Origin of the sequence: Vibrio sp. sp1, from assembly GCF_016920955.1 — a bacterium.
Classification (GTDB): domain Bacteria; phylum Pseudomonadota; class Gammaproteobacteria; order Enterobacterales; family Vibrionaceae; genus Vibrio; species Vibrio alginolyticus.
Genome location: NZ_CP060589.1, coordinates 904,166 through 929,241, shown reverse-complemented (window position 1 = coordinate 929,241; position 25,076 = coordinate 904,166). Strand labels below are relative to the sequence as shown.

The 25,076-nt window shown below is 45.6% G+C and carries 17 protein-coding genes, 16 tRNA genes and 4 rRNA genes; 14 read left to right on the top strand and 23 right to left on the bottom strand.

All coding sequences use genetic code 11. The annotated features are described in order from the left end of the window. The first annotated feature begins 56 nt into the window (after nucleotides 1-56). From H9L11_RS04390 to H9L11_RS04345, 10 genes are all read left to right on the top strand, one after another. On the top strand, nucleotides 57-1,310 hold the full coding sequence (locus tag H9L11_RS04390) for an HD-GYP domain-containing protein (protein WP_005381029.1): 1,254 nt from the start codon (nucleotides 57-59) through the stop codon (nucleotides 1,308-1,310). Between the two features lie 549 nt (nucleotides 1,311-1,859). After that, nucleotides 1,860-3,411: ribosomal RNA gene (locus tag H9L11_RS04385) — 16S ribosomal RNA — on the top strand. 67 nt (nucleotides 3,412-3,478) lie between these two features. Further along, a tRNA-Ile gene (locus tag H9L11_RS04380) sits at nucleotides 3,479-3,555 on the top strand. Nucleotides 3,556-3,597: 42 nt separating this feature from the next. Next, a tRNA-Ala gene (locus H9L11_RS04375) sits at nucleotides 3,598-3,673 on the top strand. A gap of 292 nt (nucleotides 3,674-3,965) precedes the next feature. Further along, nucleotides 3,966-6,852: ribosomal RNA gene (locus H9L11_RS04370) — 23S ribosomal RNA — on the top strand. 93 nt (nucleotides 6,853-6,945) lie between these two features. Then, nucleotides 6,946-7,061 (top strand): 5S ribosomal RNA (rrf, locus tag H9L11_RS04365). Nucleotides 7,062-7,162: 101 nt separating this feature from the next. After that, nucleotides 7,163-7,238, top strand: a tRNA-Thr gene (locus H9L11_RS04360). 57 nt (nucleotides 7,239-7,295) lie between these two features. Continuing rightward, nucleotides 7,296-7,412, top strand: a 5S ribosomal RNA gene (gene rrf, locus H9L11_RS04355). Together the 16S, 23S and 5S rRNA genes with 4 tRNA genes alongside form the textbook arrangement of a ribosomal RNA operon. A gap of 76 nt (nucleotides 7,413-7,488) precedes the next feature. Further along, nucleotides 7,489-7,565 (top strand) — tRNA-Asp (locus tag H9L11_RS04350). A 497-nt stretch (nucleotides 7,566-8,062) separates the two neighbouring features. Next, nucleotides 8,063-9,499, top strand: a complete 1,437-nt coding sequence (locus H9L11_RS04345; protein WP_205391007.1) for an NAD-dependent succinate-semialdehyde dehydrogenase — start codon at nucleotides 8,063-8,065, stop codon at nucleotides 9,497-9,499. 246 nt (nucleotides 9,500-9,745) lie between these two features. Here H9L11_RS04345 and H9L11_RS04340 read toward each other — a convergent pair. The 16 genes from H9L11_RS04340 to mutY all read right to left on the bottom strand — a co-directional run bounded on the left by H9L11_RS04340 (nucleotide 9,746) and on the right by mutY (nucleotide 15,846). After that, nucleotides 9,746-9,821, bottom strand: a tRNA-Asn gene (locus tag H9L11_RS04340). A 15-nt stretch (nucleotides 9,822-9,836) separates the two neighbouring features. Then, a tRNA-Thr gene (locus H9L11_RS04335) sits at nucleotides 9,837-9,912 on the bottom strand. Nucleotides 9,913-9,951: 39 nt separating this feature from the next. Further along, nucleotides 9,952-10,027, bottom strand: a tRNA-Asn gene (locus H9L11_RS04330). Nucleotides 10,028-10,049: 22 nt separating this feature from the next. After that, nucleotides 10,050-10,125: transfer RNA gene (locus H9L11_RS04325), tRNA-Thr, on the bottom strand. 52 nt (nucleotides 10,126-10,177) lie between these two features. Then, a tRNA-Phe gene (locus H9L11_RS04320) sits at nucleotides 10,178-10,253 on the bottom strand. Between the two features lie 233 nt (nucleotides 10,254-10,486). Further along, nucleotides 10,487-12,112: a methyl-accepting chemotaxis protein gene (locus H9L11_RS04315; RefSeq protein ID WP_205391006.1), complete on the bottom strand. Its 1,626-nt coding sequence runs from the start codon at nucleotides 12,110-12,112 to the stop codon at nucleotides 10,487-10,489. Nucleotides 12,113-12,387: 275 nt separating this feature from the next. After that, nucleotides 12,388-12,463: transfer RNA gene (locus H9L11_RS04310), tRNA-Asn, on the bottom strand. Between the two features lie 45 nt (nucleotides 12,464-12,508). Beyond that, a tRNA-Phe gene (locus H9L11_RS04305) sits at nucleotides 12,509-12,584 on the bottom strand. 7 nt (nucleotides 12,585-12,591) lie between these two features. Next, nucleotides 12,592-12,667: transfer RNA gene (locus H9L11_RS04300), tRNA-Thr, on the bottom strand. Between the two features lie 71 nt (nucleotides 12,668-12,738). Then, nucleotides 12,739-12,814 (bottom strand) — tRNA-Asn (locus H9L11_RS04295). A 45-nt stretch (nucleotides 12,815-12,859) separates the two neighbouring features. Further along, nucleotides 12,860-12,935: transfer RNA gene (locus H9L11_RS04290), tRNA-Phe, on the bottom strand. Between the two features lie 7 nt (nucleotides 12,936-12,942). After that, nucleotides 12,943-13,018: transfer RNA gene (locus H9L11_RS04285), tRNA-Thr, on the bottom strand. A 66-nt stretch (nucleotides 13,019-13,084) separates the two neighbouring features. Next, a tRNA-Phe gene (locus H9L11_RS04280) sits at nucleotides 13,085-13,160 on the bottom strand. A gap of 100 nt (nucleotides 13,161-13,260) precedes the next feature. Then, the gene (gene mltC, locus H9L11_RS04275; protein ID WP_005381001.1) at nucleotides 13,261-14,400 is read right to left on the bottom strand and encodes a membrane-bound lytic murein transglycosylase MltC; all 1,140 of its coding nucleotides are present in this window, start codon (nucleotides 14,398-14,400) and stop codon (nucleotides 13,261-13,263) included. A 77-nt stretch (nucleotides 14,401-14,477) separates the two neighbouring features. Next, nucleotides 14,478-14,750, bottom strand: a complete 273-nt coding sequence (locus H9L11_RS04270) for an oxidative damage protection protein (protein WP_005381002.1) — start codon at nucleotides 14,748-14,750, stop codon at nucleotides 14,478-14,480. Nucleotides 14,751-14,769: 19 nt separating this feature from the next. After that, the gene (gene mutY, locus H9L11_RS04265) at nucleotides 14,770-15,846 is read right to left on the bottom strand and encodes an A/G-specific adenine glycosylase (RefSeq protein WP_205391005.1); all 1,077 of its coding nucleotides are present in this window, start codon (nucleotides 15,844-15,846) and stop codon (nucleotides 14,770-14,772) included. Between the two features lie 203 nt (nucleotides 15,847-16,049). Here mutY and trmB point away from each other — a divergent pair, with 203 nt between their 5' ends. The 3 genes from trmB to glsB all read left to right on the top strand — a co-directional run bounded on the left by trmB (nucleotide 16,050) and on the right by glsB (nucleotide 18,834). Next, nucleotides 16,050-16,769, top strand: a complete 720-nt coding sequence (trmB, locus tag H9L11_RS04260; protein WP_005384506.1) for a tRNA (guanosine(46)-N7)-methyltransferase TrmB — start codon at nucleotides 16,050-16,052, stop codon at nucleotides 16,767-16,769. A 17-nt stretch (nucleotides 16,770-16,786) separates the two neighbouring features. Next, on the top strand, nucleotides 16,787-17,815 hold the full coding sequence (locus tag H9L11_RS04255) for a DNA methylase (protein ID WP_065274864.1): 1,029 nt from the start codon (nucleotides 16,787-16,789) through the stop codon (nucleotides 17,813-17,815). 98 nt (nucleotides 17,816-17,913) lie between these two features. Beyond that, the gene (gene glsB, locus H9L11_RS04250; protein ID WP_005381007.1) at nucleotides 17,914-18,834 is read left to right on the top strand and encodes a glutaminase B; all 921 of its coding nucleotides are present in this window, start codon (nucleotides 17,914-17,916) and stop codon (nucleotides 18,832-18,834) included. Nucleotides 18,835-18,924: 90 nt separating this feature from the next. Here the strand turns inward: glsB and hemW are convergent, their stop codons facing one another. From hemW to H9L11_RS04215, 7 genes are all read right to left on the bottom strand, one after another. Further along, nucleotides 18,925-20,103, bottom strand: a complete 1,179-nt coding sequence (gene hemW, locus H9L11_RS04245) for a radical SAM family heme chaperone HemW (RefSeq protein WP_025768827.1) — start codon at nucleotides 20,101-20,103, stop codon at nucleotides 18,925-18,927. Nucleotides 20,104-20,121: 18 nt separating this feature from the next. Further along, nucleotides 20,122-20,724 (bottom strand): XTP/dITP diphosphatase, encoded by a 603-nt coding sequence (locus tag H9L11_RS04240; RefSeq protein WP_025768828.1) that lies wholly within the window; start codon nucleotides 20,722-20,724, stop codon nucleotides 20,122-20,124. A gap of 118 nt (nucleotides 20,725-20,842) precedes the next feature. After that, entirely contained in the window at nucleotides 20,843-21,274 is a 432-nt protein-coding gene (locus tag H9L11_RS04235) for a DUF4426 domain-containing protein (protein WP_005381010.1), read from the bottom strand. A gap of 128 nt (nucleotides 21,275-21,402) precedes the next feature. After that, entirely contained in the window at nucleotides 21,403-21,693 is a 291-nt protein-coding gene (gene yggU / locus H9L11_RS04230; protein WP_005381011.1) for a DUF167 family protein YggU, read from the bottom strand. Further along, complete coding sequence (locus H9L11_RS04225) at nucleotides 21,693-22,250, bottom strand: YggT family protein (protein WP_005381012.1); 558 nt, start codon at nucleotides 22,248-22,250, stop codon at nucleotides 21,693-21,695. Before H9L11_RS04225 ends, yggU begins: the two co-directional genes overlap by 1 nt. Before the next feature lie 52 nt (nucleotides 22,251-22,302). Then, the gene (gene proC / locus H9L11_RS04220) at nucleotides 22,303-23,121 is read right to left on the bottom strand and encodes a pyrroline-5-carboxylate reductase (RefSeq protein ID WP_205391004.1); all 819 of its coding nucleotides are present in this window, start codon (nucleotides 23,119-23,121) and stop codon (nucleotides 22,303-22,305) included. Between the two features lie 159 nt (nucleotides 23,122-23,280). Next, the gene (locus tag H9L11_RS04215) at nucleotides 23,281-23,982 is read right to left on the bottom strand and encodes a YggS family pyridoxal phosphate-dependent enzyme (RefSeq protein ID WP_005384521.1); all 702 of its coding nucleotides are present in this window, start codon (nucleotides 23,980-23,982) and stop codon (nucleotides 23,281-23,283) included. A 28-nt stretch (nucleotides 23,983-24,010) separates the two neighbouring features. On the opposite strand from H9L11_RS04215, the gene H9L11_RS04210 reads away from it, so the two are divergent. After that, complete coding sequence (locus H9L11_RS04210) at nucleotides 24,011-25,051, top strand: type IV pilus twitching motility protein PilT (RefSeq protein ID WP_205391003.1); 1,041 nt, start codon at nucleotides 24,011-24,013, stop codon at nucleotides 25,049-25,051. The last annotated feature ends 25 nt before the right edge of the window (nucleotides 25,052-25,076 follow it).

Genomic DNA, 25,076 nt, shown 5'->3' with positions numbered 1-25,076 from the left:
CACAAAATTTACTAGTATTCTAACTCTCTTAAGAAATATAAATCAGTAGTGAATAAGTGGCAGCCATTAAACTAACGGTCGATCGTATTCAACCCGGATTACATATCCGTCTTCCGCTAAAGTGGAACGATCACCCCTTTCTACTCAATAGCTTTAAGATTAAAGACCAAGAGCAAGTCGAGATGATCCGCCACCTCGGCGTAAAGTTCGTTTACTTTAATCCAGAGCAAAGCGATGCCGTTCCACTCCCTGTTGATCAAAGACAAGCTGACAGAGTAACAAATGAAGCGTCGTTAGATCATGAAACTCAAAAAATGTGGCAAGAAAAACAGAACCGCATAGAAAAGTTAAGTGCATACCGTCGACGCGTGATTCAGTGTGAAAAAGAGTTTGAGCGCTCTCTGGCACGTATGCGTTCAGTCATGACTAAAATCCGTAACCGTCCGACAGCAGCAGTTGATGAAGCAAAGCTTCTTATTGAAGATATCGTCGAGAAGTTAATGTGCGATGATAATGTTACGTTACATCTGATGAACGGAAAAAATGAGTTTGAAGATATTTATTTCCACTCATTGAACGTGGCTGTTATCTCGATGATGATTGGCCGTGCTAAAGGGTACTCAGCAGCACAGTTGAAAGAGCTTTCCTTCTCCGCACTATTCCATGATATCGGGAAAATAAAAATCCCGACTGCAATATTAAGAAAGCAACTACCTCTAACAGAGCCAGAAACCAACTACTTAAAGTTGCACACTAAATATGGCGTCGATCTTGCGAGTCAAATCGAGGCTTTTCCCGAAGTCGCGAGAATTGTGATTGCGCAGCACCATGAGCTAAGAGATGGGTCTGGTTATCCTAAAGGCCTGAAAGGAGATGAGATCAACGAGTTTGCTCAAATTATTGCTGTAGCCAATGCGTTTGATAACTTGTGTCATACACCGATAGTCTCAGATCAAAAGATTCCTTATACCGCACTCTCTCATTTATATAAGAACTGTAAACACCTATATAAAGAAGAGAACCTGAACATCCTAATTAAGTTTATGGGCGTGTTTCCTCCGGGTACCGTAGTTCAGCTTTCTAATAATATGGTCGGCCTGGTTATCTCAGTGAATGCATCGCATTTATTATTCCCGAATGTCTTGGTTTACGATCCATCAGTACCAAGGACTCAAGCGCCAATCATTGATCTTGCCTCAAAAGATATAAAGATAGTTAACGCGATTCATCCGTCAAAATTACCGGATAAAGTAAAAGAGTATCTAAATCCGCGTTCGCGTATTTCTTATTTCTTTGATAGTGATGAGTAGTTATCCACAGCTTTTTGTGGGTAAATTGTATAAATCCTGAGCGTTATTTCTGGGTAATTTTAGGGTTGGATGGAAAGTATCCATTTGGCATGTTTTTTTAGAAAAAATGCATTTTTAGTATTGCCAAAGAAAATCTTCTCCCTATAATGCGCATCCATCGACACAGCAGACGTCACAAGGCTTCAGCAGGGTCGAAGAGGTAAAAAGCTTCTACAAAAAATTAGTTTAAAAAAGTGTTTGACACTAACAACTAAATCGCTAGAATGCACCTCCGCTTTGAGAGAAAAACTTCTCGCAAAGCAAGCTCTTTAACAATATAGACCTATCAATCTGTGTGGGCACTCGTTGATGATAATCCAATTCGATACTTCGGTATCAAATTAGGTTTCAATGAAACGAAGTGACCATTTGAATTGGGAAGCAGCCTTGAGCTGTTTTGTTTTACTTTTTCAAAAGTAAAAACCAATAAGAGCACAGTCAATTCAAACATTACTTCTGCTATTTATTAGCGAAAGGAATGTTCAGTATTCATTGAGCCGACAAAATCTTAAATTGAAGAGTTTGATCATGGCTCAGATTGAACGCTGGCGGCAGGCCTAACACATGCAAGTCGAGCGGAAACGAGTTATCTGAACCTTCGGGGAACGATAACGGCGTCGAGCGGCGGACGGGTGAGTAATGCCTAGGAAATTGCCCTGATGTGGGGGATAACCATTGGAAACGATGGCTAATACCGCATGATGCCTACGGGCCAAAGAGGGGGACCTTCGGGCCTCTCGCGTCAGGATATGCCTAGGTGGGATTAGCTAGTTGGTGAGGTAAGGGCTCACCAAGGCGACGATCCCTAGCTGGTCTGAGAGGATGATCAGCCACACTGGAACTGAGACACGGTCCAGACTCCTACGGGAGGCAGCAGTGGGGAATATTGCACAATGGGCGCAAGCCTGATGCAGCCATGCCGCGTGTGTGAAGAAGGCCTTCGGGTTGTAAAGCACTTTCAGTCGTGAGGAAGGTGGTGTAGTTAATAGCTGCATCATTTGACGTTAGCGACAGAAGAAGCACCGGCTAACTCCGTGCCAGCAGCCGCGGTAATACGGAGGGTGCGAGCGTTAATCGGAATTACTGGGCGTAAAGCGCATGCAGGTGGTTTGTTAAGTCAGATGTGAAAGCCCGGGGCTCAACCTCGGAATAGCATTTGAAACTGGCAGACTAGAGTACTGTAGAGGGGGTAGAATTTCAGGTGTAGCGGTGAAATGCGTAGAGATCTGAAGGAATACCGGTGGCGAAGGCGGCCCCCTGGACAGATACTGACACTCAGATGCGAAAGCGTGGGGAGCAAACAGGATTAGATACCCTGGTAGTCCACGCCGTAAACGATGTCTACTTGGAGGTTGTGGCCTTGAGCCGTGGCTTTCGGAGCTAACGCGTTAAGTAGACCGCCTGGGGAGTACGGTCGCAAGATTAAAACTCAAATGAATTGACGGGGGCCCGCACAAGCGGTGGAGCATGTGGTTTAATTCGATGCAACGCGAAGAACCTTACCTACTCTTGACATCCAGAGAACTTTCCAGAGATGGATTGGTGCCTTCGGGAACTCTGAGACAGGTGCTGCATGGCTGTCGTCAGCTCGTGTTGTGAAATGTTGGGTTAAGTCCCGCAACGAGCGCAACCCTTATCCTTGTTTGCCAGCGAGTAATGTCGGGAACTCCAGGGAGACTGCCGGTGATAAACCGGAGGAAGGTGGGGACGACGTCAAGTCATCATGGCCCTTACGAGTAGGGCTACACACGTGCTACAATGGCGCATACAGAGGGCGGCCAACTTGCGAAAGTGAGCGAATCCCAAAAAGTGCGTCGTAGTCCGGATTGGAGTCTGCAACTCGACTCCATGAAGTCGGAATCGCTAGTAATCGTGGATCAGAATGCCACGGTGAATACGTTCCCGGGCCTTGTACACACCGCCCGTCACACCATGGGAGTGGGCTGCAAAAGAAGTAGGTAGTTTAACCTTCGGGGGGACGCTTACCACTTTGTGGTTCATGACTGGGGTGAAGTCGTAACAAGGTAGCGCTAGGGGAACCTGGCGCTGGATCACCTCCTTAAACGATGATTATTGCGATGAGTGTTCACACAGATTGATACGGTTTATAAAGTAATAGAGACGATACTGGGTCTGTAGCTCAGGTGGTTAGAGCGTTCGCCTGATAAGCGAGAGGTCGGTGGTTCGAGTCCACTCAGACCCACCAATTTCTTTCCCAAGGAATTGGCGACAGTATCGACACCTTGATGGGGCTATAGCTCAGCTGGGAGAGCGCCTGCCTTGCACGCAGGAGGTCTGCGGTTCGATCCCGCATAGCTCCACCATCTTTAAGTGTTCTTGAAAAAGAATCTTTAAAAATGGTTTTCATCAGAAAATCTAGCTCTTTAACAATTTGGAAAGCTGACAAAACAATCTTTTAAGATTGTTTGTAAAGTTCTCAATGTTTGTCTTTATGACAAACACCAAAAAACACATTCAAGTGTTCTTGGGAATATCACTTTTACAGTGATTATTCGAAATTGAGTCCGGCAAAATCGATATGTCTCTCGCTCATTCAAATAATGAGAGACAACTTTGGTGATTTGAACATCAACTCGAAACTCCTTCGGGTTGTATGGTTAAGTGACTAAGCGTACACGGTGGATGCCTTGGCAGTCAGAGGCGATGAAGGACGTATTAACTTGCGATAAGCCCAGATTAGGTAGTAAAAACCATTTGAGTCTGGGATTTCCGAATGGGGAAACCCAATACCATAAGGTATTACTGTTGAGTGAATACATAGCTCAACAGGGCGAACCGGGGAACTGAAACATCTAAGTACCCCGAGGAAAAGAAATCAACCGAGATTCCGAAAGTAGCGGCGAGCGAAATTGGACTAGCCCTTAAGCTTTACACGCGTTAGACGAACAGCCTGGAAAGGCCGACGATACAGGGTGATAGTCCCGTAGTTGACGACGTGTGTTCAGTGAAATCGAGTAGGGCGGGACACGTGATATCCTGTCTGAATATGGGGGACCATCCTCCAAGGCTAAATACTACTGACTGACCGATAGTGAACCAGTACCGTGAGGGAAAGGCGAAAAGAACCCCTGTGAGGGGAGTGAAATAGAACCTGAAACCGTGTACGTACAAGCAGTAGGAGCAGGCTTGTCCTGTGACTGCGTACCTTTTGTATAATGGGTCAGCGACTTATATTCAGTGGCAAGGTTAACCATCTAGGGGAGCCGTAGGGAAACCGAGTCTTAACTGGGCGTTCAGTCTCTGGATATAGACCCGAAACCAGGTGATCTAGCCATGGGCAGGTTGAAGGTTGAGTAACATCAACTGGAGGACCGAACCGACTAATGTTGAAAAATTAGCGGATGACTTGTGGCTAGGGGTGAAAGGCCAATCAAACCTGGAGATAGCTGGTTCTCCCCGAAAGCTATTTAGGTAGCGCCTCGGACGAATACTACTGGGGGTAGAGCACTGTTAAGGCTAGGGGGTCATCCCGACTTACCAACCCTTTGCAAACTCCGAATACCAGTAAGTACTATCCGGGAGACACACGGCGGGTGCTAACGTCCGTCGTGGAGAGGGAAACAACCCAGACCGCCAGCTAAGGTCCCAAATTACTACTAAGTGGGAAACGATGTGGGAAGGCTCAGACAGCCAGGATGTTGGCTTAGAAGCAGCCATCATTTAAAGAAAGCGTAATAGCTCACTGGTCGAGTCGGCCTGCGCGGAAGATGTAACGGGGCTAAGTAGTAAACCGAAGCTGCGGCAATATACTTTTGTATATTGGGTAGGGGAGCGTTCTGTAAGCGGTTGAAGGTGTGTGGTAACGCATGCTGGACGTATCAGAAGTGCGAATGCTGACATGAGTAACGATAAAGGGGGTGAAAAACCTCCTCGCCGGAAGACCAAGGGTTCCTGTCCAACGTTAATCGGGGCAGGGTAAGTCGACCCCTAAGGCGAGGCCGAAAGGCGTAGTCGATGGGAAACGGGTTAATATTCCCGTACTTCTTACAATTGCGATGGGGGACGGAGAAGGCTAGGTGGGCCTGGCGACGGTTGTCCAGGTTCAAGTGCGTAGGCTGAAGAGTTAGGTAAATCCGGCTCTTTCTAAGGCTGAGACACGACGTCGAGCATCTACGGATGTGAAGTCATTGATGCCATGCTTCCAGGAAAAGCCTCTAAGCTTCAGATTGTAAGGAATCGTACCCCAAACCGACACAGGTGGTCGGGTAGAGAATACCAAGGCGCTTGAGAGAACTCGGGTGAAGGAACTAGGCAAAATGGTACCGTAACTTCGGGAGAAGGTACGCTCTCGACGGTGAAGTCCCTCGCGGATGGAGCTATTGAGAGTCGCAGATACCAGGTGGCTGCAACTGTTTATTAAAAACACAGCACTGTGCAAAATCGTAAGATGACGTATACGGTGTGACGCCTGCCCGGTGCCGGAAGGTTAATTGATGGGGTTAGACTTCGGTCGAAGCTCTTGATCGAAGCCCCGGTAAACGGCGGCCGTAACTATAACGGTCCTAAGGTAGCGAAATTCCTTGTCGGGTAAGTTCCGACCTGCACGAATGGCGTAATGATGGCCACGCTGTCTCCACCCGAGACTCAGTGAAATTGAAATCGCTGTGAAGATGCAGTGTACCCGCGGCTAGACGGAAAGACCCCGTGAACCTTTACTACAGCTTGGCACTGAACATTGACCCTACATGTGTAGGATAGGTGGGAGGCTTTGAAGCGCAGTCGCTAGATTGCGTGGAGCCGTCCTTGAAATACCACCCTTGTAGTGTTGATGTTCTAACGTTGACCCCTTATCGGGGTTGCGGACAGTGCCTGGTGGGTAGTTTGACTGGGGCGGTCTCCTCCCAAAGCGTAACGGAGGAGCACGAAGGTGGGCTAATCACGGTTGGACATCGTGAGGTTAGTGCAATGGCATAAGCCCGCTTGACTGCGAGAATGACAATTCGAGCAGGTGCGAAAGCAGGTCATAGTGATCCGGTGGTTCTGAATGGAAGGGCCATCGCTCAACGGATAAAAGGTACTCCGGGGATAACAGGCTGATACCGCCCAAGAGTTCATATCGACGGCGGTGTTTGGCACCTCGATGTCGGCTCATCACATCCTGGGGCTGAAGTCGGTCCCAAGGGTATGGCTGTTCGCCATTTAAAGTGGTACGCGAGCTGGGTTTAGAACGTCGTGAGACAGTTCGGTCCCTATCTGCCGTGGGCGTTGGAGAATTGAAAGGGGCTGCTCCTAGTACGAGAGGACCGGAGTGGACGAACCTCTGGTGTTCGGGTTGTGTCGCCAGACGCATTGCCCGGTAGCTAAGTTCGGGATCGATAACCGCTGAAAGCATCTAAGCGGGAAGCGAGCCTTGAGATGAGTTCTCCCTGATACTTTAAGTATCCTAAAGGGTTGTCGTAGACTACGACGTTGATAGGCAGGGTGTGTAAGCGTTGTGAGGCGTTGAGCTAACCTGTACTAATTGCCCGTGAGGCTTAACCATACAACACCCAAGGGGTTTTGATGGACTCAATGAAAGAATATTGAATGTGTAAGAACGAGAATTAAAAGACAGCTTTCCAGATTAAAGAATTTGCTTGGCGACCATAGCGTTTTGGACCCACCTGATTCCATGCCGAACTCAGAAGTGAAACGAAATAGCGCCGATGGTAGTGTGGGGCTTCCCCATGTGAGAGTAGGACATCGCCAGGCTTTAAATTTAGTTTTTTCCTTTTTCAAAAGGCGAAGACAAAAGTTAAGAGAGCCCGTTTGTAAAAGCGGGCTTTTTTAGTCCTCACGGACACAAATAATGTGCTGATATGGCTCAGTCGGTAGAGCGCATCCTTGGTAAGGATGAGGTCCCCAGTTCGATTCTGGGTATCAGCACCATTTATTGTTTGTTTTATGTTTTAAATTAAAGCCTAAAACAAAATGTAAAGAATTTTGCTTGGCGACCATAGCATTTTGGACCCACCTGATTTCCATGCCGAACTCAGAAGTGAAACGAAATAGCGCCGATGGTAGTGTGGGGTTTCCCCATGTGAGAGTAGGACATCGCCAGGCTTTAGTTTTATTTTCACTTTTCGAAAAGTGAAGACAAAAGCGGACGCTTGCTTATTAAAGCGAGTGATACCACTGCGGAGTGGTAGTTCAGTTGGTTAGAATACCGGCCTGTCACGCCGGGGGTCGCGGGTTCGAGTCCCGTCCACTCCGCCACTTATATTAAGCCCTAGTCGAAAGACTGGGGCTTTTTCGTTTGGTCGTGTCCCCTAGAAATGCATTTACACATTGAAGGCGAGACAATACGACTTTCTTTACCCTATTGGCGCATGAGTTTCTCAGGAAGATGAGCCTGCTGCCTGCACTTCTAATTACTCCGAGTTTGTATCATGTCCTCGTTGAAAGATTGGTCATTTGAACAATGAGTCTTTATAACACTCGCCCTCAACCGTAGTAGAATGAATAGTCTTCCTCACTGCGTGTTTTGTTAGCGTCTCTCTTAAACAATAATTTTCTACATCTTATTTCTCAAACATTCATTGCTTCCATGTTTAGAGCGGGGCCGTCGTTGCGTGTATTGCGCAATTTCCCGAAGTATAGTGAGGAAGAGATCTAAGTCTTCCGAAAATTAATGCCTTTTAGAAAACTTTGTTTTCTTTGCTGAACTTGCTAGTAGCGATTAACCTAAGAGGAGTTCTTGAGGAGTATGTTTGATGATGCAACAAATAAAAAATGAAACGCTGAAATCTGTATTTAAGCAATGGTCTTCCGAAGAGGGAATTGTGGTCATCAACCCTGCAACTGAGCAAGAGTTAATTCGGTTAAAGCCCAGTACTCTTGATGAGTTAGATGATCTCATTGGTCAGTGCAAAACGGAGCAAGTCCGTTGGGCTAAATTAAGTGCCAAAGAGCGCTCTCGTCGTTTGAGGGGGTGGTATCAACTACTTCTTGATAATGCAGAAGACATAGCCACGATTATTACCTTAGAGCAGGGTAAACCTTTAGCTGAGAGCAAAGGGGAAGTGATGTATGGTGCCTCTTTTGTCGAGTGGTTCTCAGAAGAAGCAAAACGTGCTTATGGCGAAGTTATTCCTGCCCCCACGACAGATAGACGTCTATCTGCAATTCGCCAGCCTGTGGGAGTATGCGCTGCAATTACACCTTGGAACTTCCCTATTGCGATGATTACAAGAAAAGCAGCACCAGCCCTAGCGGCAGGTTGTGGCATGTTGATCAAGCCATCAGAGCTTACCCCTCTCACTGCAATTGCTGTTGTTGAATTAGCTTATCAGGCTGGTATCCCTAAAGAACTGCTTTCTGTCGTGGTGTCGGAGCAGGCTGCTGAGTTTGGTCAAGTACTAAGTACTGATCCTAGGATTCAGAAGATCTCTTTTACGGGGTCTACGCGCGTTGGGAAAATTTTGATGAAGCAAGCCAGTGATTCAGTCAAGGCGGTGTCGATGGAGTTGGGTGGTAATGCGCCTTTCATCGTGTTTGAAGATGCAGACTTAGATGCGGCTGCGGAAGGGCTTGTCGCGTCGAAGTTCCGTAATGCAGGGCAAACATGTGTTTGTACCAATCGGCTATATGTTCATAAAAATGTAAAACAAGCTTTTATTGATAAAGTATTGTCGAAGTTAAGCAAATTAAAGCTTGGAAATGGTTTAGAGAAAGGTGTCACATTAGGTCCTGTTATTACGATGGCCTCTAAGCATCGACTAGAGGCGGTGATCGATCAAGCTGTACAAGAAGGAGCCTCTATTGCTAACTCTCCACAGAGACGGCCTGGTCGCTTTATGGAGCCCGTTCTTTTGGATAGTGTGACGCAGAATATGTCGATTGTTCAGCAAGAGCTATTCGGGCCTGTGTTGCCTATTGTTACCTTTGAAAATGATTATCAAGTTCTCGAAATGGCGAACGATACAGAATATGGTTTGGCTTGCTATTTCTATACGAATAGCTTGAAGCGTATTATGGCTTTTAGTGAAGGTTTAGAGTACGGCATGGTTGGAGTTAATGAAGGGATCATCTCTACTGAAGTGGCTCCATTTGGTGGAGTTAAAGAGTCGGGTGTTGGACGGGAAGGTGCTAAGCAAGGACTCGATGAATATCTGGAGACAAAGTATATTTGTCTTGGTGGTTTAAGCTGATTTCAGAGATGGCCGATTGAATTAAAAAGCTAGGTTTTTACCTGGCTTTTTTTAGTTGAAAGATACACCATTTGCCACGCGCGTTTGTGGTTAATATTTTCTGGTTACTTAGTGAGTCGATAGTTAGCTTGCGGTAAGCGGTTTTTAATAATCAAAGCGCTTATGTTATTTCGTGGGTAGTAGGAGAGAGCTTAGCTTTAAACTAATACAAAAAAGCCGCATCAAGTGATGCGGCTTCTTCTAATATGGCTCCTCCTGCTGGGCTCGAACCAGCGACCTGCGGATTAACAGTCCGTCGCTCTACCAACTGAGCTAAGGAGGAACAAATTTTAATAAGTGGTGCCGACTACCGGAATCGAACTGGTGACCTACTGATTACAAGTCAGTTGCTCTACCTACTGAGCTAAGTCGGCACAATGTCATTAATAAGTTATTAACTTAATAATGAAAATTGGCTCCTCCTGCTGGGCTCGAACCAGCGACCTGCGGATTAACAGTCCGTCGCTCTACCAACTGAGCTAAGGAGGAATTGTCTTTTTAAGAGAATAAATGGTGCCGACTACCGGAATCGAACTGGTGACCTACTGATTACAAGTCAGTTGCTCTACCTACTGAGCTAAGTCGGCACATTTTATTCTTTAACATTGTTCGTGCTAAGCACCAACAATTAATAAATTGTGGTGCCCGGAGGCGGAATCGAACCACCGACACGAGGATTTTCAATCCTCTGCTCTACCGACTGAGCTATCCGGGCGACGAGGTGTATTAAAAGGCTTTTCGGCTTTCAGGTCAACAATAAAATTAAAATAAAATATCGTTTGATGAATTTGTGCTCGGAGTGGGCTGTTTTTATGCGTTTTTAGCAGCAATGCGCCATGCTTTAAGCGATGTTTTAACATTGATAGTGTGTTCACTTGCAAAATAAAGGCGATAAAAACAAAAAAGCACGTCTGAAAACGTGCTTTTTATTGAACAATTGACTTTAAACTAGTGCTTTACTGAGAACTTGTTTACCCAACCTTCTAGCTCATTCGCTAGTGAAGCTAAACTTTGAGTATTTGATTGGCTCTCGGTTACGACAGAGTTGAGTTGGCCTCCGCTTTCCTCGATAAGGTTTATGCGTAGCGCAATATCATCGCTAACCTGCGTCTGCTCAGCGGCAGCAGTAGCGATCTGCTGGCTCATTGTGGTGATAGATTCTAACGCCGTTACAATTTGCTGTAGAGCTTCAGAGGCATTCTTAGACTCTGTAACAGTGCTTTCACTGGTTTCTGCACATATTTCCATTGTGTGAATGGCATTGCGAGAGCCTTCTTGCAGATTGGAGATCATATACTGAATCTCTTTTGTGCTGTCTTGTGTGCGTCCTGCTAGGTTGCGTACCTCATCAGCAACGACTGCGAAGCCTCGGCCTTGTTCTCCAGCACGTGCTGCTTCAATGGCTGCATTGAGTGCCAATAGGTTTGTTTGCTCTGCAATATCACCAATCACATCGAGCACTTTTACAATATTATTTACATCCTGATCTAGATCGGCGACCGCTTTACTCGCAGTATTTAATTGAGAAGCTAAACCTTGAATGTTTTCAACCGTGTTATGAATGAGTTTCTGAGTATGTTGGCTTTGTTTGTCAGCCTCGTCCGTATTGTTTGCGGTGTCGCTTGCTGAATTGGCAACATGGTTGGCTGAAGATGCCATTTCAGTCATCGCAGTGGCAATCATCGCCGTTGATTGCTGCTGAGATACGGTAAGATCGGCAATCGTATTTGATCGAGCCTCTACGGCAAACAACTCTGCGCGCAGTGCATGCATAGACTTCTCTAGGTTTGTCACCATAGTAGCTAGTGATTGACTCATATCTTGCACGGCACGATAGATACTTCCTCTCGGTGCCACAGTATCAAAACTGGTCTGAATGTCTCCTTGAGCGACAGCTTGAACTGCTTTACGCACGTCGTTAGGCTCTCCACCAAGTAGATGAAGCATTTTGCGAATCGAAATGATCAGGCCACTTAGAATACTTCCCGCGATAATCAGACACAGCACAAGCTGCCATTGTGCTGTCGACCAAAAACGTGCGTTAACTTCATTAAAGCCAATACCTGTACCGACAACCCAGCCCCAGTGTGGTGTTTTTTCTGCTATCGAGTGTTTTTCTTCAATGCTGCCATCAGCTTGTTTTTGGCTCCAGGTATATTCAACGATCTGACCTGTTTTGTGCCCCAATACATCTAGAATGAGTTGGCCTACGCTATTACCACTGCCATCTCTAAAGTCATGGAAGCTGGTTCCGTGCAGTTGAGGGTCTAGTGGTGCGGCGATGAACATCATATTTTCATCTGCGACATAAACGTATTCGTTGTCTTTGTAGATATTGTTACGAAGTAGGCGAGTGGCTAATGCTTTCGCTTCGTCTTCCGGCATTTTGCCTTCGATAGCCATCTTTTCTACTTCGGTAAGTATGCTGTACGCACTTTTAAATAGCTCAGTAACTCGAGCTTTGTTATCAAGGTTACTTGCGACGCGAAGTGTCCATAAGCCCGTTGCGGTCAGAGCTAGGAGAGCTAGCAATATGATCGCAGATAATAAATAGGCTTGAGTTTTTAGTTTCATATTTAGCTCACAAATAAAGTGTTATCACTATGCAAGGCATAGCTAAAAGAAGAAATGTAATAACTTGGGCATCTTAGTGAAGATAAATATGCTCGGATACTAATGCGTATTGAAATTACGATGAGGATTAAATTTTTAGCGTGAAATAAGTATTTTTGAAGAAAGGATTTAATGTTCGCTGATGTTTAGAAATGAAGTGCAGATAAATGGGAAAGTGAGAAATGACGTATAAAGCAGATACAAAAAAGCCGCATCAAGTGATGCGGCTTTAAAAGTGGCTCCTCCTGCTGGGCTCGAACCAGCGACCTGCGGATTAACAGTCCGTCGCTCTACCAACTGAGCTAAGGAGGAATTATTCTTTTTTGTGTCTTGCTTATGAAGCAAGTGCACCAGATATGGTGCCTCGAGGCGGAATCGAACCACCGACACGAGGATTTTCAATCCTCTGCTCTACCGACTGAGCTATCGAGGCAAAAGAATGGTGCCGACTACCGGAATCGAACTGGTGACCTACTGATTACAAGTCAGTTGCTCTACCTACTGAGCTAAGTCGGCACACTGTATTCTTTCTAGAAGAGATTATCTCTTCAGTTTTTAAAATCTCACTTAAGTAAGATTCTAGAAATTGGCTCCTCCTGCTGGGCTCGAACCAGCGACCTGCGGATTAACAGTCCGTCGCTCTACCAACTGAGCTAAGGAGGAACTATTCTTTTTTGTGTCTTGCTTATGAAGCAAGTGCACCAAATATGGTGCCTCGAGGCGGAATCGAACCACCGACACGAGGATTTTCAATCCTCTGCTCTACCGACTGAGCTATCGAGGCAAAAGAATGGTGCCGACTACCGGAATCGAACTGGTGACCTACTGATTACAAGTCAGTTGCTCTACCTACTGAGCTAAGTCGGCACACTTTATTCTTTGTGCTTTTGTCCGTGTTATAACATTTCGTTAAGACACCAACAAATCAAATTGTGGTGCCCGGAGGCGGAATCGAACCACCGACACGAGGATTTTCAATCCTCTGCTCTACCGACTGAGCTATCCGGGCAACGGAGCGCTATTAAACGGATTTTCCCGCGTTGCGTCAACCACTTTTTTTAAATAATTTCAAAAAAGTGGTTGTTCGAACGCTTTTTATTCAACTGTCACTACAAAGTTTGCTTCGAGTTAAATTCCTTTTTGAAATTTGTAACTTTTTCTAGGTAGCGACGCGCTTCTGCGTTCGGGTGTTTCTTGGTTAACGCCCAATAAACTTGGTTGGGTTGCAATGAATTAAGATCTTGCATTGCGCGTTTGCGATCACTGCGATGAAATGTGTTTAAAACTCCTCCAGTACCGCCATTGTAAGCTGAAATCATGCTGTACTCGAGAGAGGTAGGGTGGCGGACTTCTCTTAAATAACGATTTTTTAAGATATAGAAATACGCAGTACCAGTATCTATGTTGTTTTCTGGATTAAACAAATATTCAGGGCTTGGTTGGCCCGAGCGCTTTTTCACGAGTTTGAACACATCTCGTCCCGCTGTTTTAGGTACAACTTGCATTAGGCCATACGCATTTGCCCAACTTACCGCGTATGGGTTGAAACTGCTCTCGGTTTTAATAATGGCGTATATCAAGTCTTCTGGAATGTCGTATTTCTTGGAAGCTCGACGCACGATATCGGCGTATTGGTAGCTGCGAGTTGAAAAGTGGTCTTCAACCATGGGAATTTCGACGTAATACGCTTTCTTGAAATCTACATTTTTGGTTTTTATTTTATTTGCGATGAGGTATTCCGCAAATCGGTTTGCCCGCCAAGACCATTGAATTGGCTTATTGTCTTGGTCGACAACTTGTTTATACAGGAATGGTTGCCCCTCTAACGTGATACCTTTAGAGGAGAATAAGTCGACGTGCGCGGGATCGTCTGGTGTTAATAAGGTGGTGACAATCGCGTCTTTTAGGTGTTTTTGGGGCTCGGTCGGTGATACGGTCTCTATCGTGATCACGCCTTTGCGAAAGTCGACCTCGGCGCGGCTAAGGTAGTTATCGATGTACTTAACGTAATTACTCTTGCCAGCGTACTTGATTTCTTTTTTACCCCAGCGCTTTTGAATATTGCCTGAAAAGCTATTGATTAAGGCATCTAGCGCCGCAGTATCTTTTTCAAATTGTCCTGGTAGCTCAGCTAAGTTATTGGCAAAACGGTTTGTTGGCTCGTAGTTGACGTCATAAATCTTTTCGACGAATTCACGGCTACAGCCTGCCATTAAAAGTGCGGCAGCGATAAAGACAATTTTTTTCATAAGTATCAGAGTTATTGAAGGTAATAGAAAAATGACACCACAAATGGTTGTGATGTCATTGTTTAACTCAAGCGACTTTATTCGCTCGGCGGTGTGTAACCTTCGATATGAACGTCTTTTCCTTCAAAGAGGAAATTTACCATTTCTGTTTCGATCAGTTTGCGGTGTTCTGGATCCATCATGTTGAGTTTCTTCTCGTTGATCAACATGGTTTGTTTGTGTTGCCACTGAGCCCACGCTTCTTTCGAGATGTTGTCGAAAATGCGTTTACCTAGTTCACCAGGGTAAAGTTGAAAGTCTAGACCTTCGCCTTCTTTCTTTAGTCGAGCACAAAATACAGTGCGGCTCATAATGACTCCTTGTATTCAATTAACGAAGTTCGTGGGGTAGCGTTTCCAGCAATAGTTTTACTGGCGCGGCTAAACCGACTTCTTCAGGTTTAGATAAGTTATACCAAAGACCTTTGTTGCCTTCCATTATCACGTCCGGTTGCTTTGATAAATCAATCAAAATTGGCGTGATATCTAGGTGGTAATGGCTAAAGGTATGACGAAAGGTAATCAGTGTTTGCTGCTGTTTGATATTGCTGGCTTGAATGCCGCGTTGATCCAGTAGCAATTCAATGTCGCTTTCTGCATCCACATGTTCGGTTTGTGGGAAGCAGAATAAGCCACCCCAAATGCCTGTTTGTGGTCTTTGCTCCAACCACACCTCATGACCATTTTCGGTGTTGTGGTGAAGCATCACGAAACGAGTTTGCTTGATTGGTTTATCTTTCTTCGGTTTTTTGCCCGGGTAGTCGAGCACATTACCTTGTTGCTTTGCCACACACAGATCAGCAACAGGGCAGAGGCTACATTTGGGTTTGCTGCGTGTGCAGACCATTGCGCCCATGTCCATCATTGCCTGGTTATACTTATCTACATCCGTTTGTGGGGTATGCGTTTCGGCAATTTCCCACAGCTGGTTTTCAACCTTTTTTTGTCCTGGCCATCCTTCGACTGCGAAACAGCGGGATAGAGTGCGCTTCACGTTACCATCAAGAATCGCGTGTGGTTGTTTATACACAGACGATAAAATGGCGGCAGCAGTAGAGCGACCAATCCCCGGTAGGGCGTTCATTTTCTCTATATCAAGAGGAAACTCACCATTGTATTTAGAGGCGACCTCTTGTGCTGCTTTGTGAAGGTTACGGGCTCGGGCGTAATACCCTAAGCCAGTCCAAAGGTGTAGGACTTCATCTTGCTCAGCATTGGCAAGATCGATCACGGTTGGAAAGCGCTCCAAGAAACGTTGGTAATACGGAATAACCGTAGTGACCTGAGTTTGCTGAAGCATAATTTCAGACAACCAGACACTGTATGCGGTCTTATTTTGTTGCCACGGAAGATCTTTTCTTCCATATGCGTCATACCATTCTAGGATGGCACTGGCGAAAGGTGTCACGACTTGCTCTGTATTCTATTATTGGTTAGGTGCAAAATTGCACCACATAATGGACAAGAAGTACAACGGATAAACAGTAGGGATATAAAGAGGTGTGTCGTTGCTTTTGGGTTGCCATAGACCAAGAGCTCAACAAATACTTGCACCTAAGTAAATTCTTTGGATAATCCCCGCTTTGATTAATCAATGTGCAGGCAAAATCAATGAGTGAAGTAACCACTAACGAATACAACGAAGACGGAAAGCTGATCCGCAAAATCCGCAGCTTTGTACGCCGTGAAGGGCGTTTGACTAAAGGTCAAGAGAGCGCGATGAATGAATGCTGGCCTACGATGGGTATTGACTTCAAAGCTGAACTTCTCGATTGGAAAGAAGTGTTTGGCAACGATAACCCAGTAGTGCTTGAGATCGGTTTTGGTATGGGTGCTTCATTGGTTGAAATGGCAAAGAACGCGCCAGAGAAAAACTTCATCGGTATCGAAGTTCATAGCCCAGGCGTTGGTGCTTGTCTTGCCGATGCTCGCGAAGCGGGAATTACTAACCTGCGTGTAATGTGTCACGATGCGGTAGAAGTATTCGAACACATGATCCCAAATGGCAGCTTATCGACACTGCAATTGTTCTTCCCAGACCCTTGGCATAAGAAGCGTCACCACAAGCGTCGTATTGTTCAATTAGGTTTTGCGGAAATGGTGCGTGAGAAGCTTATCCCTAATGAAGGTATTTTCCACATGGCGACCGACTGGGAAAACTACGCAGAGCACATGATTGAAGTGATGAACCAAGCGCCAGGTTTCGAAAACATTGCTAAAGATGGTGATTTCGTTCCTCGTCCAGACGATCGCCCGCTAACGAAGTTTGAAGCTCGTGGTCACCGTCTTGGTCACGGTGTTTGGGATATCAAATATAAGCGTATTGCGTAACCAGAGGAGTTCATGGGATGTACCATTACGCGATATTAGCGAATCCGGGTCATAACCGAATTTACTTTGATAGCGCAATGACCATTGCCTGTTCTGAGCTAAAAGCAATTTTAGCTTCACAAGGCGTGGATGTGACAGAAATTGGTAGTAAAGACGTTGGCTTACCTGCTGCGTTGGTGTTTTCTTGTCAGGAAGCGCTAACCGATGAGCAGGCGCGAAGAATCGCAGCCTCTTCGATTTACTATGCGCTATTTGAAGTGCGCGAAGATGGTTTACTTCGACCAGTTCAAGCGCCCGTATTTAACACTTTCCCGGAAAGTATGAGCCAGATTTTGCGCTACACCGGGAAAACAAACGAGCAGTTTACCCGTTTGATGGTGAATATCGGCATTAGTGCGTCCAATACGGGAAGTGAACAACTGACCTTAATGGATCCAATGTGTGGTAAAGGTACAACCTTATTTGAAGGCTTGATCCACGGTTTGAACGTGGTAGGGGTTGAGATCAACGCCAAGTGGGTGCAAGAGATCCAGACCTTTATTGTTAAGTTCATGAAGAATGGCCGCTTTAAGCACAAAGTGAGCAAAGAAAAGCGCACTGCGGGTGGCAAGAAAGTGGCGGATGGTTTCGTGGTTGAAGCTGCAGCAAATAAAGAAGATTACAACCAAGGCCATCTTCAGTTTATGAAGCTGTATTCGGCTGATACTCGTATCGCTGATCAAGTCGTGAAAAAGAACTCAGTTGATGTGATGGTGTCTGACTTGCCTTATGGCGTGCAGCACGGCAGCAAAAATGCCAAGGACAGCAAACTGAACCGCAGTCCACTAGAGCTTTTAAAAGAGGCTCTGCCTGCATGGAAAGTGGTATTGAAAAAACAAGGTTCAGTGGTGTTGTCTTTCAATGAATTTACATTGAAATGGAAAGATGTCGCGGCATTATTTGAAGAGCAAGGTTGGAAGGTACTTTCAGAAGAGCCTTACATCGGTTATCTTCACCGTGTTGATCAATCTATCAACCGCAATATTATTGTGGCAGTAAAACCATAATCGACTTGAGTCGAACGAACCCTATGGAAAAGCCAACGACACGTTGGCTTTTTTTACCTCTGAGCTCAACGAGTTCTCTTGTAAATAGAAGGTAGAGAATGAAACCGACAGTGGAAATTTTGACAGATATTTTGGCGGAAGTACGCCCTTTAATCGGCCAAGGTAAAGTGGCTGATTACATTCCTGCTCTGGCAAAAGTACCCAGCAACAAGTTAGGTATTGCGGTATACACCAACGAAGGTGAGGTTATTAAGGCGGGTGATGCCGATGAACCTTTCTCTATCCAATCTATTTCAAAAGCATTGAGCTTGACGTTAGCGATGTGCTTGTACAAGCAAGAAGAAATTTGGTCTCGAGTGGGAAAAGAGCCTTCGGGGCAGGCATTTAATTCGCTAATCCAGCTAGAAATGGAGCAAGGTATTCCTCGTAATCCATTTATAAATGCTGGAGCGATAGTAGTGGCAGATTTGTTACAAACTCGCTTATCTGCACCTCGTCAGCGCCTGTTGGAATTTGTGCGTCAGCTTTCTGGTGATACCCATATTGTGTATGACAAAGTCGTTGCGGCATCCGAAATGATGCATGGTGATCGTAATGCGGCGATTGCATATCTCATGCGTTCGTTTGGCAACTTCGAAAATGAAGTGATTCCAGTACTACAAAACTACTTCCACGCTTGTGCGCTGAAGATGAGTTGCGTCGATTTGGCTAAAACGTTTAGCTATTTAGCAAACAAGGGCACATCGGTACAAACGGGTAAGCCTGTAGTTTCTCCTGTGCAAACCAAACAACTTAATGCACTGTTAGCAACGTGTGGCTTGTATGATGGCGCGGGCGAGTTTGCTTATCGCGTTGGTATGCCTGGTAAGTCTGGTGTTGGTGGTGGCATTATCGCGGTAGTACCTGGTGAAATGACCATTTCAGTATGGTCTCCAGAGCTTGATCCTTCAGGTAACTCGCTTGCGGGTACTAAGGCGCTTGAGCTGCTCTCAGAGCGAATTGGCCGTTCAATTTTCTAATGTTGGAAATGTGTCAACCTTATTTAGGACGGCACAGTTTCTAAATAAAAAGCCTCTCAATTGAGAGGCTTTTTTTGTTTTGGGGTTGCGTTACTCTTCGCTTTCTTCGGCCATAAAGGCTTCGAGCAAATCATTAAGGAAGAGCTTCCCTTTTTCAGTAATTTGCCAATGGGTAGCCGTTTCACTCAGGTAGCCCATTTCTATCGCCCAGTCGATGGTTTCTTGAATCGTACTAAGCGGTAAGCCCGTGGTGTCCACATAATCTTGCTTCGGACAGGCTTCGATTAAGCGGAATCGGTTCATAAAAAACTCGAATGGACGATCTTCATCCGCGACGACATGTTCTGTATGCAGATAAGGTTTGACCATATTTTGATAAGCCGCTAAATAGCCTCGCGGGTGTTTTACCTTTGTCGTTCGAATAATACGTCCGTCGGTAAAACTGAGTTTGCCATGAGAGCCACAACCGATACCAAGGTAATCACCAAAGCGCCAGTAGTTGAGGTTGTGCTGACACTGATAGCCCGGCTTGCTGTAACCGGAGATTTCATATTGCACATAACCCGCGGCTGCAAGTTTTTGGTGTCCGAGCTCGAAAATATCCCACAAGTCATCATCGTCAGGTAGCGTTGGTGGCTTGTAGTAGAACATGGTGTTTGGTTCGATGGTCAGCTGATACCAAGACAAGTGCGGCGGTGCCAACTCAATCGCTTTGTCCAAATCTGCCAAGGCTTGTTCGATGCTTTGATCAGGTAAGCCGTGCATGAGATCGAGGTTAAAGCTGTTCAAACCGATTTGGTGCGCCAGCTGAGCAGCGTTGACGGCTTCGTCTTGGCCGTGAATACGCCCCAAACGCTCAAGCTTTTGTTGCTCAAAGCTTTGCACGCCGATAGAGATACGCGTTACCCCGGCTTTACGGTAGCCAACAAAACGCTCTGCTTCGATGGTGCCTGGGTTCGCTTCCATGGTTATTTCGATTTCAGGCTTGAACGGAATACGCGCTTCAATGCCCTTAAGTAGACGCTCGATGCCTTCTGCCGAAATCAAACTCGGCGTACCACCACCAATGAAGATTGAATACAGTGGACGTGGCGCTTCGTTAAGTCGGTATTTCTCAATGTCGGTATCCAAATCTTCTAAAAGGGCACTGATGTACTCTTCTTCTGGAATCTCGGTTTTGAGCGCGTGAGAGTTAAAGTCGCAATACGGGCACTTTTGCACACACCAAGGGATGTGTACATACAAGCTGAGTGCTGGGGGCGTTAACATGGTCTAATTCGCTCGTGATTACTGAGACACTTGCTCAGACAGTTGAGCAAACAACGACTTGAGCGCTTTACCGCGGTGAGACAGTTGTTTCTTACGTGCAGGTTCAAGTTCGGCTGACGCACAGTTGTCTTCAGGAACAAAGAAGATTGGGTCGTAGCCAAAGCCATTTTCACCGTGTGCTTCAGTTAGAATTCGGCCTTCCCATTTACCGTGACAGACGATAGGCGTTGGGTCGTTCTCGTGACGCATGAGGACTAATACACAGTGGAAACGTGCTGTACGCTCTGCTTCTGGTACGCCTTCCATTGCCGCTAGCAATTTTTCTAGATTCTCTTGATCAGATGCGCTCTCGCCTGCGTAACGTGCAGAGTAAATGCCCGGAGCGCCTTTTAAGAAATCGACTTCTAATCCAGAGTCGTCTGCAATGGCAGGAAGCCCTGTTTCTTGTGCGGCATGGCGAGCTTTAATGATTGCGTTTTCAATGAAAGTTGTACCCGTTTCAGGCACTTCCGATACATTGAATTCACTTTGCGCTAATACTTCAAAGCCGAAGTCAGACAACAAATCTGCCATTTCACGAACTTTGCCTTGGTTACCAGTTGCTAGCACAATTTTTTTCATGGGAATCTCTTTTAATAGTGATAGAGGAGAACAAATCGTTCTCCTCTAGATATTCTTTAACTAATAAGTGGTTTTTAGCCTGCTTAGATCCAAAAGCTTTTGGAACATCACAACCCAATTACTCTTCAACATAAAACTTCTGGGTGAATTTAAGCTTACCTGAGCCTTTGTTTCCAGCTTTTACGTCAATATCGAAAGTAAAAGTTTCTTCGTGGGTAATTGGTAGTTCGGCTAAATAGTATATCGCATTGCCTTCTTTGACTTCACGAAAGGTCAAGGTCTGAGTTTGGCCGATAAGGTTCTTCGCGCGTCCAGCAATTTTTGCTTCTAATGCTGGCTTACCCAATGAAGCTCTATCTAACACGCTAATATTAACCACAGCGAGGTATCCATTACGTTTGATATCGTAGCTACGTGCGACTTTGGGTGTTAGGAATGTTGAGTTAAACGCGACATAGTGTACTTCGATATCTTTCATATTTTTAAACTGATCGGCGAAGCTTGGTAACGACAACAGGCTAATCAGTAATGCGGTAATCCATTTGCTCATTGTTACTTCCTCAAAGCACTTGTTATAAAACAACCATAGCTGCAATTTTACCTTGGTCAGGGGGTAAAAAATGCGTACTCAGTCGTTGGTATTAGTAAGTGTGGTACAAAATCGTAAATAAAAAGCCATCATATGATGGCTTTAATTTCTGTCGGTATCTGGGTAGGCGATTCTATCCGAATTTGTTTGTGCCGTCCTAATTCACCTTTTTCTATGTGAACCAAGCCCTTAGCGATTTTAAACTGCTTGGCTAAGAACTTAGTTAGGTGTGCATTAGCTTTGCCATCGACAGGTGGAGCAGTAATGGCGATTTTTAGCTCTTCACCATGCAAGCCAACGATTTTATCGCGGCTAGCTTTAGGTTGAATATAGAGCTTCAGGATGATGTCCTCACCATCTTGCCAAACTGCAGCTGACATTATAGCTGGAACCAAATTGGACCAATGATATCGCCCATTAAGAAGTTCGCGAACTGCAAGCCGATAAATAACACCAGTACGCTTAAATCAAGACCACCAATAGCCGGAAGAATACGACGGATTGGAGCGCACATTGGCTCGGTCAGTTGATGGAATACGTACTCGATAGGGCTGCGGCCTTGGCTTACCCAGCTCAAAATTGCACGGATCAATAGTACCCAGAACAATAGGCCACCTGCGGCTTTGATTAATGATAATAAGCCCAAGAATAAGAAGTCAGCGCTGAAAGAGACGGAACCGTTCGAAGCTATTAGGATAAGCACGACAAATTTAAGCACACACAACACGTAGGCAAACAACACGGTTGCTAGGTCAATATTCCCCACGGAAGGGATAACGCGGCGCAATGGACCAATGACCGGCTGAGTCGCTTTTACTATGAATTGCGAGAATGGGTTGTAGAAGTCTGCGCGCGCAGCTTGCAACCAAATTCGCAAAATTACGACCATGATGTACAGGTCAAATAGGGTTGAGATGAGAAAACTCATTGAATTCATAAGGTACCCTTAACAAGTGATGGATGATACTAAACGGAGTTCATCCAAATAATTAAAACAGTTTTTCCATTTCTTCCGCGCGAGCCACAGCAGCTTGCATGGCTTTAGCGACAATATCTGAAAGTTGATGTTCGTTGAATGTACGCAGTGCTTCTGCCGTTGTCCCACCTTTCGATGTCACGTTCTCACGCAGGGTCGATAGCTCAGTTTCTGGGTTGCTAGCCACCATACTGGCCGCGCCCAATGCAGCTTGTTGAACCAATAGTCGAGCAGTCTCTTTATCAAAGCCTTGCGCAATCGCTTCTGCTTGCATCGCTTCCATAAACAGGAAGAAGTATGCTGGAGCACTGCCCGCTGCGGCAATCACATTATTGATGCCAGACTCTTGCTCAACCCAACATACTTTACCGACCGCTTCCATTAACTCTGCGGCAAAAGCTTTGTCGTGCTCGGTTACATGAGTTGGTGCGAATAACCCACTCATACCCAACCCAAGTTGTGATGGCGTATTTGGCATAACACGAACCAAGTTCAATTTGGTGGCTAGCATATCATCCAATCGTGAACAGTTGATGCCTGCGGCAATAGAAATCACCAGTTTATTAGTGAAATCGATCGATTGCAGTGGTTTACAGACATCAGCCATCATTTGCGGTTTTACAGACAATACCACCACATCCGCCTCGGTCGCAGCTTGGATGTTATCGCTGGTGGTACGGATGCCAAAATCTTGTTCTAGCAGAAGGCGGCGAGCCTCTGAAGGAGCTGTCGCGGTAATGTTTTGCGCTGGGTATCCGTTAGCAACCAAGCCTGAAACAATGGCTCTCACCATGTTGCCAGCACCAATGAAGGCGATTTTTTTATGTTCCATTTGTCTGATTTCCATCATGATATTTAGAATTTGTTGTGCGCCCAGGTGTATAATGGCGCCGCTGTTACTTACTGCTCCTATTGGCGAGTAAGATGATTGCGCATTTACGCTCTAACGATTGACGACATAACTTATGTCGCGAGTGAGCGTTTTGTTGATTTAGCTGTAGTCTCGTGCGCCGAAAATAGCGGTTCCAATACGAACCATTGTACTACCAGCTTCGATTGCAGCGGTCATATCACCACTCATTCCCATTGATAATGTATCGATTTCTGGGAACTGTGCTTCGAGTGTTTGCTTCAACGTAGCCAACTTCTGAAATTCACGGAGTTGTGATTCGTAGTCAGACACGTTGGCAGGAATCGACATCAACCCTCTTAAAGTGAGGTTGGGTAGGCGAGAAATCAACTCCGCCAGCTCGAATACTTCCGCTTCAGTGACACCAGACTTAGATGCCTCACCACTGGTGTTAACCTGAATCAGAACTTGTAGCGGTTTAAGTTCGCTTGGCCGCTGATCATTCAGGCGTTGAGCAATCTTGGTTCGATCGATGGTGTGAACCCAATCGAAATGTTCAGCAACAAGTCGCGATTTATTGGATTGAATCGGACCAATGAAGTGCCATTCGATTCGATTATCTGGATAATGCTCGGCAAAGTGCTGAACTTTACTGACGCCCTCTTGAACGTAGTTTTCACCAAAGGCGGTTTGTCCCGCTTGGTAGGCTTCGAGAATTGCCTCGACAGGTTTAGTTTTGCTTACCGCTAGAAGTTGCACTGACTCTGGAGTTCGACCACATTTTTGCTCGTCATATCGAATTTGAGAGGTGATATGTTCAATATTTTGTTGAATACTACTCATAGCTGTACTTTAGACTTAAGGATTTTAAATGGATATCACTGAGTTACTGGATTTTAGTGTAAAACATAATGCCTCGGATCTACATCTTTCTGCAGGTGTCCCACCAATGGTTCGTATTGATGGGGATGTGAGAAAACTAGGCATTCCAGCGTTTACACACCAAGAAGTGCATCGTTTGGTTTTCGAAATCATGAACGATGCCCAACGCAGTGAGTTCGAAGAAAAACTCGAAGTCGATTTCTCTTTTGAGTTGCATAACGTTGGCCGTTTCCGTGTCAACGCTTTCAACCAATCTCGTGGTTGTGCGGCAGTATTCCGTACCATTCCAAGTAGCATTCCAACTCTGGAAGAGCTAGAAGCGCCAGAGATCTTCAAAAAAATTGCGAACGCTGAAAAAGGCTTAGTTCTGGTCACTGGCCCAACAGGTTCAGGTAAATCGACGACCTTAGCAGCCATTGTTGACTACATTAACTGTAATCACAATAAGCACGTACTCACAATTGAAGATCCGATTGAATTTGTTCACAACAACAATAAATGTTTGATCAACCAGCGTGAAGTTCACCGTGACACCCATAGTTTCCAAAACGCACTGCGCAGCGCATTACGTGAAGACCCGGATGTCATTCTGGTTGGTGAGATGCGTGACAAAGAAACCATCAGCCTTGCGTTAACGGCGGCGGAAACGGGGCACTTAGTGTTCGGCACGTTACATACCAGCTCGGCGGCAAAAACCATTGACCGTATTATCGATGTGTTTCCTGGTAGTGATAAAGATATGGTTCGCTCGATGCTATCTGAGTCCCTTCGTTCGGTTATCGCGCAAAAGCTTCTGAAGCGTAATGGTGGTGGCCGTATTGCATGCCATGAAATTATGATGGCAACGCCTGCGATTCGCAACTTGATCCGCGAAGACAAAGTCGCGCAGATGTATTCGGTCATTCAAACAGGTGCGGCTCACGGCATGCAAACCATGGAGCAAAATGCTCGTCAGTTAATGGCGCAAGGCATGGTTGCTCGTGAAGAGGTCGATAGTAAGATCGGATTAGAAGTGCAGCAATTCTCGTAACGTTCATACAGATAATGGTGAATAC